The organism is Mycobacterium sp., assembly GCF_035314665.1.
Taxonomy (GTDB): Bacteria; Actinomycetota; Actinomycetes; order Mycobacteriales; family Mycobacteriaceae; genus Mycobacterium.
In genome coordinates, this window is sequence record NZ_DATFZD010000304.1 from 12309 (window position 1) to 24861 (window position 12553).

At 62.5% G+C, this 12553-nt stretch carries 12 protein-coding genes; 7 read left to right on the plus strand and 5 right to left on the minus strand.

What is annotated here, in order from left to right; genetic code table 11:
- Positions 1-39 precede the first annotated feature (39 nt).
- The 7 genes from VKI00_RS21275 to VKI00_RS21305 all read left to right on the plus strand — a co-directional run bounded on the left by VKI00_RS21275 (position 40) and on the right by VKI00_RS21305 (position 5859).
- Positions 40-822: an enoyl-CoA hydratase/isomerase family protein gene (locus VKI00_RS21275; RefSeq protein ID WP_324440932.1), complete on the plus strand. Its 783-nt coding sequence runs from the start codon at positions 40-42 to the stop codon at positions 820-822.
- 15 nt (positions 823-837) lie between these two features.
- On the plus strand, positions 838-1650 hold the full coding sequence (locus VKI00_RS21280) for an enoyl-CoA hydratase/isomerase family protein (protein WP_324440934.1): 813 nt from the start codon (positions 838-840) through the stop codon (positions 1648-1650).
- Positions 1647-2501, plus strand: coding sequence for an enoyl-CoA hydratase/isomerase family protein (locus tag VKI00_RS21285; protein ID WP_324440936.1), 855 nt, complete (start codon positions 1647-1649; stop codon positions 2499-2501). The genes VKI00_RS21280 and VKI00_RS21285 overlap by 4 nt, the downstream gene beginning before the upstream one ends.
- Positions 2498-3430, plus strand: coding sequence for a DUF7064 domain-containing protein (locus VKI00_RS21290; protein ID WP_324440938.1), 933 nt, complete (start codon positions 2498-2500; stop codon positions 3428-3430). The genes VKI00_RS21285 and VKI00_RS21290 overlap by 4 nt, the downstream gene beginning before the upstream one ends.
- A complete protein-coding gene (locus tag VKI00_RS21295; protein ID WP_324440940.1) occupies positions 3430-4455 on the plus strand; it encodes a phosphotransferase family protein in 1026 nt (341 codons plus the stop codon). Before VKI00_RS21290 ends, VKI00_RS21295 begins: the two co-directional genes overlap by 1 nt.
- A gap of 126 nt (positions 4456-4581) precedes the next feature.
- Positions 4582-5415: a hypothetical protein gene (locus VKI00_RS21300; RefSeq protein ID WP_324440942.1), complete on the plus strand. Its 834-nt coding sequence runs from the start codon at positions 4582-4584 to the stop codon at positions 5413-5415.
- Positions 5416-5472: 57 nt separating this feature from the next.
- On the plus strand, positions 5473-5859 hold the full coding sequence (locus VKI00_RS21305; protein WP_324440944.1) for a DUF2834 domain-containing protein: 387 nt from the start codon (positions 5473-5475) through the stop codon (positions 5857-5859).
- 6 nt (positions 5860-5865) lie between these two features.
- On the opposite strand, the gene VKI00_RS21310 is transcribed toward VKI00_RS21305, so the two are convergent.
- The 5 genes from VKI00_RS21310 to VKI00_RS21330 form a co-directional block, all read right to left on the minus strand.
- Positions 5866-9360 carry a protein kinase domain-containing protein gene (locus tag VKI00_RS21310; protein ID WP_324440946.1) on the minus strand — a complete coding sequence of 1165 codons (3495 nt, stop codon included), beginning with the start codon at positions 9358-9360 and terminating at the stop codon, positions 5866-5868.
- Between the two features lie 795 nt (positions 9361-10155).
- The gene (locus VKI00_RS21315) at positions 10156-10839 is read right to left on the minus strand and encodes a CAP domain-containing protein (protein WP_324440948.1); all 684 of its coding nucleotides are present in this window, start codon (positions 10837-10839) and stop codon (positions 10156-10158) included.
- A 19-nt stretch (positions 10840-10858) separates the two neighbouring features.
- On the minus strand, positions 10859-11230 hold the full coding sequence (locus tag VKI00_RS21320; protein ID WP_324440950.1) for a DUF732 domain-containing protein: 372 nt from the start codon (positions 11228-11230) through the stop codon (positions 10859-10861).
- Between the two features lie 19 nt (positions 11231-11249).
- Positions 11250-11903 (minus strand): hypothetical protein, encoded by a 654-nt coding sequence (locus VKI00_RS21325; protein WP_324440952.1) that lies wholly within the window; start codon positions 11901-11903, stop codon positions 11250-11252.
- Complete coding sequence (locus VKI00_RS21330; protein WP_324440954.1) at positions 11900-12502, minus strand: mammalian cell entry protein; 603 nt, start codon at positions 12500-12502, stop codon at positions 11900-11902. The genes VKI00_RS21325 and VKI00_RS21330 overlap by 4 nt, the downstream gene beginning before the upstream one ends.
- Positions 12503-12553 lie beyond the last annotated feature (51 nt).

A 12553-nucleotide genomic window follows, 5' to 3' on the forward strand; every position in this document is an offset into this window, starting at 1 on the left:
GTCACACCGTTACGCACAAACCAAGGAGGGACATCAGTGATGCAGTCCGAAAACGGTTCACCGGTAAGCCTGCGCATCGCGGGCTCGGTGGTCGAGATCACGCTCAACCGGCCACCGGCCAACGCACTAGGCATGCCGATCATCGAAGGGCTGCACAGCGGGCTCGATGCCGCTGACGCGTTGCCCGCCAAAGTCATTGTGGTGTCCTCGGCGCTGCCCGGCTTCTTCGCTGCGGGCGCCGACATCAAGCACATGTCGTCTGTGGACGCGGCATCGTTCAGCGCGTACGGGGACGCCCTCCGCGGCGCCGTCGAGCGCCTGGCAGCCCACCCTGCGGTGTCGGTGGCTGCCGTCGACGGGCTGGCCCTGGGCGGTGGTCTCGAGCTGGCGATGGCGTGCACGCTGCGTGTTGGCGCTGCGGGGGCGCGGTTTGGTCTGCCGGAAGTCAAACTCGGCCTTATCCCCGGCGCGGGGGGGACGCAGCGCCTACCCCGTCTCATCGGACGCGGCCGAGCACTAGACCTCGTGCTCACCGGACGCGAGGTCGAGGCCGACGAGGCGTTCTGGACCGGACTGATCGACCGGTTAGCCGAACCGGACACCACCGCCCGGGCAACGGCATGGCAGCTGGCCGATCAGTTGACCGCGACCTCGACACCTGCCCAACTGGCCGCGGTCCGCGCCATCGACGCCGCCTACGACCGACCGTTGGCCGAGGGCCTGCGCTACGAGGCCGAACAAGTGCAAGAACTGTTCGAGCGGGGTGAGGCACTCGAGGGCATCCGTGCGTTCATCGACAAGCGCGCACCCGAATTCGCCTGACCAGAAGGAACTTCGATGATTGATCTCGAACAGCGTTACGAGACATTGCTTCTCGATTCCCCCGCCGACGCTGTAGTCCAGGTGACGTTGAATCGGCCTGACCGGTTCAACGCGATGACGGTCGCTATGTTCGGCGAACTCGAAGCGGCAGCACGCGCCATCGCCGACGATCGCGATGTCCGGGTAGTGATCCTGACAGGTGCGGGCAGGGCGTTCTGCGCGGGCTACGACCTGGACGAAGCCGAGGAACTGGCCTCGTTGTCGGCCTTGGGCATGCTTGACCGCCAGGAGCGCGCGGCCCGCGCGCTCAGCGCCGTGCGGGCAATACCGGTACCGGTGATCGCCGCGGTGAATGGACCCGCCGCCGGCGGCGGCATGTCGCTCACCCTGATGGCCGACATCCGGCTCGGGTCGCCTGCGGCAAAGTTCAATGCCGCGTTTGTGCGGATCGGGCTTTCGGCGGGTGACCTGGGGGCTTCCTGGCTGCTGCCCCGGCTGATCGGTCCGTCGGCCGCCGCAGAAATCGGTTTCACCGGACGTATCGTCGAGGCACAAGAAGCAGAACGGCTCGGCCTGCTCAACCGGGTCACCGGTCCCGACGACCTCCTCGACCAAACGCTGGCCATGGCAACACAAATCTGCGCCAACTCCCCCGGCGGCATCCGAATGTCCAAACGAGCGCTGCAGGCCAACATGGAAGTCGCCTCCTTCGCCGCGGCGCTTGAACTGGAAAACCGGGGACAGGCACTATTGACCCGCTGCGACGACATGACCGAAGCGTTGCAGGCCTTCAAAGCCAAGCGACCACCGAAATTCTCCGGGCGATGAGCATGAGCACCGCCACATCACAATGGAATCGGGCTTCGCGGCGCCCGCTGGCCGACGTGCTCGACGAGCTTTACACGGCACGCACCCTGACCTTCGACGAACATCGACCAGGCATCGTCGTCATGTCGGTGAACCGGCCACACCGCGCGAACTCGCAGACCGTCGAAATGTTCGGCGAAATAGCCTGGGCCACTGCACTGTTGCGCAATGCCCCGCTACATGCATTGCTCGTCACCGGAGCGGGCGGAAGGGCGTTCTGCACCGGCTTCGACCTGGACGAGGTGGACGTCCTCACCCGGATGTCGGTGTCAGAGTTCACGGATCTCGTTGAGACCGCCGCCGCCGGCTCCACCGGGTTGCGCGGCCTGCCGTACCCGGTGATCGCCGCGGTGAGCGGCCCGGCGGCCGGTGGTGGTTTGTCACTCGCGCTGGCGGCCGATATCCGGATCGCGGACCACACCGCGAGTTTCAGCGCCGGGTTCGTTCGGGTCGGCTTGTCCATCGGCGAACTTGGCACATCATGGAACCTGGTCCGGCTGATCGGACCCGGCCGGGCTGCGGAGCTGGCATTCACCGGGCGCACGGTCCGAGCGGTCGAAGCCCATCGCATTGGGCTAGCCGACAGGCTCACCGAGACGGCCAGCGCGCTCGACGCAGCGATCGAGCTGGCCCAAGTCATTGCGGAAAACTCCGACGACAGCACGAGATCCACCAAGAATGCGCTAGTCCGCAATCTCGAGAACAACTCCTTCAGGTCCGCGCTGGAGATGGACACCCGCGGCCAGGCGCTAGCCCTGCAGGCGCCGGCCACCCGCAGCGCACTGCTGAAGCTCGGGGGCGAGTCGCAGTGACGGCTTCCGGGGAGTTGCGCAACCGGCTCGGCCCCGCTGACGACCTTCGGCACCGGCCGGTCGCCGGGGAGAGAACACGCGACAGCCTGTTCTGGGAGTTGATCGTGCCGGAAGAAGAACTGGGTATGCAGGTCTATCTCTATCTCACCGGCAGCGGCAAAGCGGGCTACAACGTTTGCATCTGGGGCTCGGACGCGCGCCCTCTGGCGCTGCACCTCCACCAGGGGCGGGTACCCGATCACGCCGATCTCGACGAATTTTCGTTCGACGGGCTGACGCTCACGCAGCCTGAGTTGCGCAAGTCTTGTGTGCTGACCTACCAACGCGACGACGTACGAATCGATTTCGCGTTTACCGGCATTCACGATGCGTTCAGCTACCACTCTAATCCCGATGGGCTGCCCTCTTGGTTTGCGGTGAACCGGATCGAGCAAACTGGAAGGGTGCACGGAGCACTCGAAGTCGCAGGCCGCCGGATCGAGTGGGACCGAATGGGACATCGCGATCACTCCTGGGGGGTTCGCGACTGGGGCGTCCCGCAGCATTGGAAATGGTTCGTCGCTTACACCGAATCGGGCCGGGCGCTCAATGGTTGGATTTGGATCGCCAAGGGCGAGTGGGGTTTCGCCGGCTACGTCGTGCGCGACGGAGTCACATACCCAGTCCGCTATATCAACCACCGCGCCGACTACGACGAACAGATGCGCCAACGTCGGCTGCAGGCGACTTTGACCGATATCACCGGTGCGCAAACCGAGCTGGAGCTCGACGTCTTCGGTGTGATCGAGTTACCAACCCACGACCGGTTGCAGACTGTTATTCGCGAAGGCGCTTGCCGAGCCGTCATCGACGGCGAACAAGGGGCGGGGCAGTTCGAGACACACTGGCAGGGAAACTACCTGGACTACCTGTCGGAACGGGAAACGTGATGTGGTCGTGGTCCGAGGCCGAGCTCCAACGGTTGGGCCGCTTCCTGGCCGACCGTGGCCTGTGCGGCCCGATTGTCACCGCTCAGGCCATCGGGGACGGGCATTCGAACCTGACATTCCTTGTATCGGATGGACATTCGCAGGTAGTAGTGCGCCGACCACCGCCACCCCCGCTACCCCCCGGCGCCCACGATGTGCTGCGGGAAGCGAAGCTGCTGACGGCGTTGTCCCAGACTCTCGTCCCAGCGCCGGCCGTGTTGGCAACCGCAGAGGCAGGTGAGCTACTCGACGTTCCAGCGTTCGTGATGGACTTCGTCGATGGTGCCGTGATCACCAACTCGACACCGGCACCCGACGATGACCCACGAATACGCAGGCGCATCGGCGAATCACTGGTGGACACCCTCGCCGAGTTACACAGCGTGGCTTGGCGCGCGATCGGACTCAGCGACTTCGGCAAGCCCGAAGGGTTCAACGCCCGACAATTGCGGCGAATGCGGTCGCTGATCGCTACAGACGGTGCGGTACCAAAGCCTTTCGCCGAACTGGACGGCTGGCTGCATGCCCACCTCCCGCCTGACTCGCGAGTAGCAATTGTTCACAACGACTTCCGTATCGGCAACATGATCGTCAACATGAAGGTCGGCTCCATCGCAGCAGTCCTTGACTGGGAACTCGCCACTATCGGAGACCCACTGGCCGACCTGGGGTACTTCCTCAGCTCCTACCCTGGTCCGGGTGAGCCGCTGGTGCCGACATCCGCGATGGGCACAGCCGTTCTGGAACCGGGCTATCCCGGACGCGCTGAGCTGCTCGATCGGTACGTCCACCGCACCGGCGCTGATGTGTCAGGGGTGAATTGGTATGCGGCGCTGGCGATGTACAAACTCGCCGCGCTCTACGAGTACAGCCGCAGGCGGTTCGAAAGTGGTGTCGGCGACCCCTATTACGCCGATCCTGGGCTGGTCAGTTCTTTCCTGGCTACCGGCGAACGGCTGGCGGGCAAAAACTCTGCGCTTGCCTGAATTAGATGGGACGACCGTCTGCCGGTAGTGTCCGTCACTTCCGTTCGCGCGCTGTCACTCTCGGCATAGGTGAAAATCCCTGACAGGGGGGACGCGACCAGGTGATTTATCGAATACCGTGACGGCGTGCCACCCATAGATCACGAACTGAATCTCACCATGCAGGCGATCCTGACGGACATCAGTTGGGCGCTGACCGTCGTTCTCCTGGTGATCGCGGTCTGGATGGGTATGCGCGAGCGGACGCCGTTCTATGCGCTGTTGGTGTTGGGAGCCTTATTCGGCGCATTCGCCGAGCCGCTCTACGACGTGGCAATGATGTTGTACTTCTACTCCACACCCGGCATGTGGACCCACTTCACCGCGTTCGACATCCCGCAACCGATCTGGACGCATAGCGGCTATGTCGTGCTGTACGCCGCCCCGGCGGTCTACATCACCCACCTGATCGCACGCGATGCGATGACCCGCCGCAGGCTGCTCGTCTGGGCGGGCATCACGCTGCTTGAATCAGCCGCGTTCGAGATGATCGGAATCAACGGCGGCCTTTACACGTACTGGGGGCCACATGTGTTCCGGATCTTCCAGTACCCGTTGGTGATTGGTGTGCTCGAAGCCGCTCAGGTGATCTGCTTTGCGATCGCATCAGCGGTGTTGCGTGACCGCCACACCAGTCGGTGGCAACTGTTGGGCCTCTTCGTGCTCTTCCCTTGCACGTTTTTCATGGCCAACTTCGGCGCCGGTTGGCCCACGATCATCGCTGTGCATCTCAAGCACACCTCGACGCCAGCCGTCATAGCGGGCACGGTGGTGAGCATCTGCTTCGCGGTGGTTCTTGTGCGAGCTGCTGCGTCGTTGTTGCCGCGGCGAGCAACTGAGGGTGGCGCGAACCGTCCGAATCAATCTCGCACAAAACACAGCGAGTTCGTTCCCGGCAAGGCCAGCGTCGCGGAACGGTGATGACGCGGTCGCTCACTAGGCCGTATGCGATGCCTGCGCAACAGAAGGAGCTTGCCAATGTCCGCATCCACCTCCATCAATATTCGCCACGCCTTCTTCATCCTTGCCGGTGTTGTGGCGCTGGTGTTGACTTGGCCACACGCTTTTCAGTGGATGGCGGACGGTGGCAACATCCTCAACCCGATCGCGTTCTTCGGCGATGCGATGGCTCCCGGTGGAACCGCCGCATTCCTGAGCATCGACATGGCGATCGCCTGGCTCGTGTTCATGGTGTGGGTCGTCTTCGATAGCAAGCGGATTGGGCTGGGATACAAGTGGGGTTGGATCTTCGTGGGGTTGTCCTATATCGGTGTATCGATGGCGTTCCCTGTGTACCTCGTTACCCGTGAGCGCTTTCTCGACAGACAGGCTCGCACGGGAGAATTGAGTACCTACGCGGCCTGACCGAAACTACAGGGCCGGCGTCTGAGCCAGTGCCAGGACGAAGTCTCGGACGTTCTCTGCCATCGCCGGGTCGGCGGAGCTGAACTCGTCTTCTGCCGCGGTTTCCTTCGCAAGGCGCACGATCATCGGCCCCTCGTCGAGAAGCAAACGACTCAGTCCAAGCGCGGCGCAGGTCGTCAGCACCGGCGCCAAAACCCGCGAGGCCTCTGCACTATTCCCAGCTACCGCCAGGCAATAAGCCAACTGAAGCGAGGCCCGAAGATGTGCGCGGCGACGCTTCTGCTGATCAATGTAGTCATAGCGAACTCGCGCACGGCTGCAGGCCTCGGCATGGGCTGACGATTCTCCGTCGACGAGCAGTAACCTGATTTGCGAGTCCTCTCTGAATTCTGCTGTCACGTCACCGATTCCGTCGAAAACTTGTGCACCTTGGCTGCGGACTCGCTGCGCCAGCGATACGTCGATGTCTTGACCCAACATTGCGGCTAATCGGACCTGCTCATACACCAAGGCAGCCTCGAGTCGCGGTAGTTGTAGCGCTTTCGCGATGTCCAAACCTTCTGCTAGTCGCAGGTCTGCGGCGGTCCTGTCACCGCAGGCGAATTTCAGCCGCGCCCCAGTTCCGAAAGCAGCAACCATGAAATCAACCAGGCCACCCTCGGCACCGAGTTCGTAGGCGTCATCGAGCAACGTCTCCGCTTTGTCGAGGCGGTCGCGCTCGTAGAGAAGCTCCCCCAACAAAGATCCGGCCAGCTTTGCTACATAGGTTGGGCGTCCGGACGGCAGCAGCGCGATTCGGATCGCGTGTCGCAGGTGCGCTTCGGCACCAGCGACGTCGAGCTGCTCGTTCGCGGCGATCGCCGCGAAGCAGTATCCGTAGCTACCGCTGAGCGCCCCGGACGTCCGCTGATGGTATTGGCGTCCCCACCTCTGCCAACGCAGCGCGTCATCGAAGTCGAACACCCGAATCGCACGAAACGAGCCGACGTCGGCTGCCCGGCTGAGAATCCAGGGTCGAAGCGTGTCAACTCTGTCGACACAAGCCTGAACGGCATCGGCGGCCGCAGGATCGAGGCGATCCTGGAATGCGCCAATTACGGGGAGCACCAGGTCCATCTCGGCGCGGAGGTCGGCGACTTGGTCGTCCGGAAGCGAATCGATGCCGAACTCGGCCAACCGAAGTGCGTCCTCGGTCGCCGCCAGACGGTGAAGTACAACGTTTGCCCACGCAAGGTCGACCTGTAGCCTCGGGCGGGCATCGGCAAGTTGCGCCGGGAGTTTGGCGGCAAGCCCTATCAGCGTGCTCATCTGGGAATGTTCGTTCAGATCCGGAGCCGCTTGCTCGACGGCGTCGACCGCCTGCCGCGCGTCCCCGGCGAGGATCAGGTGATCGACGGCCTGACTGAGCATCTGGTGTTCGGTAAACCACTGCGCGGCCTTGCGATGTAGCTCTGGTACACGATCTGCTGCGTCGCGCTCGAGACGGTGCAGCAGGTAGTCGGCGAACAGGTGATGGTATTGGAACCACGATCCTTCAGCGTCGGTTCTGCGCAGAAACAGGTCACGCTTTTCGATCTCTTCGAGGACGCTTTGGCTGTGCCGGTTGTCGGTGAGCGCAGTCGCCAACCCGCTGGAGACCTGTTTGGTGACGCAGGTCGACAACAAGAAATCGAGGAGATCCGGCTCGAGGCTGTCTAGGACGTTGGAAGCCAAATAGTCGCCTATTGCTTGGTGTCGGCCGGACAGATTCTCGATAAGTGCGGTCGGGTCGGGGTGGCCGCGAAGGGATAATGATGCCAGCTGCAAAGCGGCAGCCCATCCGTCGGTGGAGTCTTCGAGTTCGGCGATGTTGGCGGGCGTGAGGTCGAGGCCGCATTGATCGACCAGCAGCGCCTGGGATTCGGCCACATCGAACTTGAGAAGCGACGAGTCGATTTCTACCAGCTCCCGCTGGACCGCCATCGTGGAGAGCGGAAGTCCTGCGCGCGTACGACTAGTGACAATCAAATGCAAGTGATGGCAACTATTCTCAAGCAGGTAAGCTAAAGCGTCCGTAGTCTCGTTATTGTCTACGCGATGCCAGTCTTCCATCACCAGCGCGAGGGTTTGTTTGTCGGAATGCAGGCTGTTGAGCAAGGCATTCAGGACGTAGTGTTGCGTATTTTCCAAATGCCCTTCGAATTCTTGCTGTAGGGTGTCGGCGAGATCTGGCAGGGTGCGCCGGATCGCCTCAATCAGGTGAGCAAGAAACCAGACCATGTTGTTGTCGTCGTTGTCGATAGCCAACCATGCGCTCTTCAAGCCCTGTCGGGTGAGCGTTTGGGCCCACTGCGCGGCCAGGGTGCTTTTGCCGTAGCCGGCGGGCGCGTGAATCAAGACCAGCTTTGGTCTTGGCCCCGACCCGAGGCGGTCGAGGATTCGTTGCCTCGGCACCGTCGGGCGAGTGAATGTCGGCGGTCGAAATCGTGTCGGCGCGCTCGGCGGGTACTGCGCTCGCTGGATCGAGGCCGATCCGTCCGACCGCAATCCGATAGCGGCGGAATGCCCCGCTGATCCGGGAGTTCCGGTGCCGGAGGCCGATTCGTCAGCGTCGGTTGGCGGTGCCGGTAACTCCAGTGGAACGTCGGCGATGCCGAGTCCGACATGTTTGGCGGCTGCTCGCAGAATTTCGCCGAATGCTGCCGCAGCGCTCGGCCGGCGTGCTGGATCGATATTCAACCCGAGTTCTATTGCCGAGCAGATCGAGTCTGGGGTGCCTTTCGCGCGGAGATCGGGGATCGGACCTGCTATCACGCGACGAACAAACGCAATAGGATGTTCGCCTGATCGGACCGTGAATGGCGGGTTGCCGCTGAGCACGGTAAAGACCGTGGCCGCCAAGCCATAAACGTCCGCAGGGACCGAGGCGGCGGCGCCCTCGAAGAGCTCCGGCGCGATGTAGGCGAGGGATCCGACCACTCGCTGCGAGGAGGTCTCACGGCTACCCACGATGCGCGCAATGCCGAAGTCGCAAAGTTGCGGTTCCCCGTAAGCAGTGAGTAAGACGTTGGAGGGCTTGACATCGCGATGAAGTACGCCCGCCCGGTGCGCGGTTTCCAGGGCACCCGCCAGGCGCACCCCTGTCTCCAACGCCTCGCGGACCCCGAGTGGTCCGTGACCCCGGATCCAGGCACCGAGGCTGTCTCGACGGTGATACTGCATCACAATGTACGGTCGCCCGGCGAAGGTTACGCCGCTGTGCAGTACGGGCACGATGTTCGGGTGGCCGGAGACCCGCCCCATCGCTCGCTGCTCGTGGTTGAAGTGTTCGAGGTCGACATCGTCCGGATCGGAACTGAGCACCTTCACCGCAACGACGCGGTCAAGCGACGGTTCGTTACAGCGATACACCACTCCGAACCCGCCGCGCCCCACCGGCTCGGCATCGTGGTAGCCCTCTGCCTCGAGTTCGGCAACGATTCCCGAAGCAGGGCTAGTTTGAGTGGCGTCGGGATTTTCCACCGCTAGTCCAACCGCAACCGAGCTCCACTGGCTGGGCGGATTTGGTCCGACCGGTAGAGCAAACAATCCAAATGACTCGGTGCCAGCGTTCCCATCGCAGATTCCTTCGTTGCTGTTTACCCTAGCTCTCGTCGGCTGGCCGCTAATGCGGTTCGCGCGATTCGCTCCGCTGCGCGCGGATTCACGCCTGCTTTGCCCCTATCGGGGAGATGAGAACCGCCCGATGAGGGGACGCGTACTGGGCTGGAGCCGGAGACACTTGGAGGACAACAGGACCACGCAAGGACGCATTAAACGCGCTTCAGGCATGCCTGCCATGGCCGCGTAGGCCGGCACAAAATCGAGGCTCAACCCAATGAAAGTGAGACAATGACCACCTATCTGACCCTTTTCGGGATGCTTCTGCTAGTCGTATTCCCAGTGCTGATCCCACTTACCGTCACTGTGATCCATTTCTGCTCAACCAGATTCGGGCGTATCGCCAACAGGCGTAGGACCACGACGGCTCGGCCGCTTCCCGAGCCCGTCCATGTGCTCAGTGCCCTGCCGGGAGTTCAGGTGGCACCATCCCCAGCGTAGGAGGCGCGGCGTTCATCGAGGATGCACCTGCTGATCACGCCAGGCGACGTGGCGCTCGATCGGTGACCGCTTTTTCTACCGCCTGGCCCAGCGATAGCGAATCGCCAGAGACACTTGGGGCGATCGCCGATACTACGAACGTTGCCATCGCAACGATTGCAACGGTCGCGCGAGGTAGACCCGTGGGCCGCATGCCGACGGCGCTCTTACACTCGCCTATTGCGGCGGGATACCCGGCGGCGGATACACACCTCGCAAGATCCACGCCCACCAGTTGTTACCGAATTCGATCTCATCGCTGGCGTCATAGTCGGGGCTGGGGTCGAGCGGGATGTTGTTCGCCTGGGAGCCCGGAGGAAGTTCCGCGACGACTTGTTGGTTGGGATTGGCTGATGGCGGCGGCTGCCCGTACACGGCCACCACGACGGTGCGATCCGGACTGTTTTCCGACCACACTCCCATTTGGCTGTTAGCGCAATTGGACATGATGGCTTTGTAGGCGGGATTGTAGTACCACCGATTTAGCAAATCGTTGCCGCTGATAGCTATGGACTGGTTGATCGCCACGGTTTCCGCCACCTGACCATGGAAGCCTGCCGCGTTGGCGCGATCTTGTGGTGTGGACCCGTCTGAGCCGATATCACCGTCAAGGTTGCGGTTGTTCAGCACATCCCTGGTGTGCCACTGGGCGGCGAGTTGCAATTGTGGGTTGATCCTGACGTCGTTGGTGCAGCCTGCCTGATGCTCAATGGTGAAGACATTGGCAACCACACTGTCGTTGAGCCGCTTGTTGTTCGGTATGAGCGTGTTGTTGTCGCCATCCGCATGCGCACCAGGCGCGCCCAGCACGGCGCCGGCGGCGAGCACCAAGCCAGGCAGAGTAAGTGGCCAGAACTGCATGTCGGTCTCCTTCCTTTTCTCAGCCGCCAGGCGGTGGCTGGTAGTGGCCTGCGGAGTTGCGCAGTTGCCAAATCTGTGCGGGGCATAACAAGTTAACCGCATACGAGACAAGGTAATTAGCTGCGAATTCGTCATTGGGCCTGATGTCGTTCTTCACGTCACCCATGACTTGGGTATAGCCCTCGCCGCGGCCCACCTTGTCGCAGATCCCGTATCCGTAGCTCACGGCGTCGGCGGGATTGGCAAAGTTGTCGTAGTGCCGCCGCACCATCACGTCATACACGTACTCGACCTCAGGTGCCGGGGCGGCGTACGCTCGCGGTACTGGCCCCGCCGGGAGCGAGCCGGCGACACCCGCAGCCGCTGTGATCGCCAGAGTCCAAATCTTCACCGGTTCACTGCATCTCGGTTTATACGGGGTCGAATTGGGAAATCAGCCACCGGCCGCCGACCTTGTCGAGGGTTACTCGAACGCTAGATGCCGTGCTGGTCGGCGCATCCTGACCGATGATGACGGACTGATTCACGAAAAGTAATACCACAGCATGGTTTTCGGTCGCCGAAGTCGACGCGGCGGCCGGAACGGTTGCGATGGCCGAGATCTGCTTCTGCTTTGCTCCCGGGATGACCACATCGTGGGTCAGCGATGTGTAGGCGTTCAGGAACGAACCGGTCAGCCGGCTCCGCGCAGCGTCAAGGTCCTTCTCGACCGTGTCGGGCTTATAGGAAAGCAGTGCGATGGTGCTGGCTGTGGCGGCTCGCACGGATTCAGCGCGAGCCACGCTGGCTTCGCGAGCCGAGCCGTCCTGCCACTTCAAAAAGCCCGCGGCCGAAGCCAGCAACAGCGCCAGCGCGGGCAACACCACAAACACGATCGCCTGCGACCAGCGTATGTGACGCGCCGTTGGCTGCCCATCATGGTCTGGTCCATCGACCTCCGTGTCAGCTTCGCTCGCCTCGGTATCGTCGGCAATGGTCACTGTCTGCACCGACTCGGCCGGTGTTTCCTCCACCGAGTCGGCCGCACTTAGATCGTCTGCGCCGCGCGACGCGAACCACCTCATGGCACGAACCCGACATTAGAAACCTTCACCTGGTCACCTACCTTCTGCACGTCGATACGCATCCGCCATGCCCGCGGAACCTGCTCTGCCTCACCGGCATTCGAGGTCTGCACCGACACGGCCACCAACGCCTGGGCTGAGTCGGCCGTCTGCGACTCCAAGCCGGCCTCCGTGATCGTGCCGACCGTCTTCGCCTGAGCTTTCTTGAGCACCTCGATGAACGGCTGTGACCGCTTGGCGAAGTCGTCGTAGAACTCCCCAGTGGCCCCGTCCAGAATGCGACGCACATCGGCTTCGGCATGCTGCCAGTCGATCGTCGTCAAATTCAGCGCGCCCTGCCTGGCCACCTGCAGAAACTGACTTCGTTGGGTCTGCGCCTGCTGCGACTGGTGAGCGCGAAACCCCAACCACCCGACCAGTCCTGCCAACACAACAACCATGACCACACCGAACAGCGTTACGCGCAACGATGGCGCTATCGGCTTTTTAGACGGCGGCGTCGGCTCGCCATCGGCATCGTCGGCAGCGGACTCCGGCTCGAAGTCCTCGATGTCGATGTCGATTTCGGCGTTGTCGTCCTGGGCCACTTCAGAATCCATCGCTACTTGCATGCCGTCCTCCGTTCGTCGTGGTCGTTAGGGTCGCGAGCC

Excerpts from the sequence above, each read along its gene's own strand:
- VKI00_RS21295 (WP_324440940.1), top strand. The coding sequence starts at position 3,430 with ATGTGGTCGTGGTCCGAGGCCGAGCTCCAACGGTTGGGCCGCTTCCTG.
- VKI00_RS21285 (WP_324440936.1), top strand. The coding sequence starts at position 1,647 with ATGAGCATGAGCACCGCCACATCACAATGGAATCGGGCTTCGCGGCGC.
- VKI00_RS21275 (WP_324440932.1), top strand. The coding sequence starts at position 40 with ATGCAGTCCGAAAACGGTTCACCGGTAAGCCTGCGCATCGCGGGCTCG.
- VKI00_RS21305 (WP_324440944.1), top strand. The coding sequence starts at position 5,473 with ATGTCCGCATCCACCTCCATCAATATTCGCCACGCCTTCTTCATCCTT.
- VKI00_RS21315 (WP_324440948.1), bottom strand. The coding sequence starts at position 10,839 with ATGCAGTTCTGGCCACTTACTCTGCCTGGCTTGGTGCTCGCCGCCGGC.
- VKI00_RS21330 (WP_324440954.1), bottom strand. The coding sequence starts at position 12,502 with ATGGATTCTGAAGTGGCCCAGGACGACAACGCCGAAATCGACATCGAC.
- VKI00_RS21325 (WP_324440952.1), bottom strand. The coding sequence starts at position 11,903 with ATGAGGTGGTTCGCGTCGCGCGGCGCAGACGATCTAAGTGCGGCCGAC.
- VKI00_RS21280 (WP_324440934.1), top strand. The coding sequence starts at position 838 with ATGATTGATCTCGAACAGCGTTACGAGACATTGCTTCTCGATTCCCCC.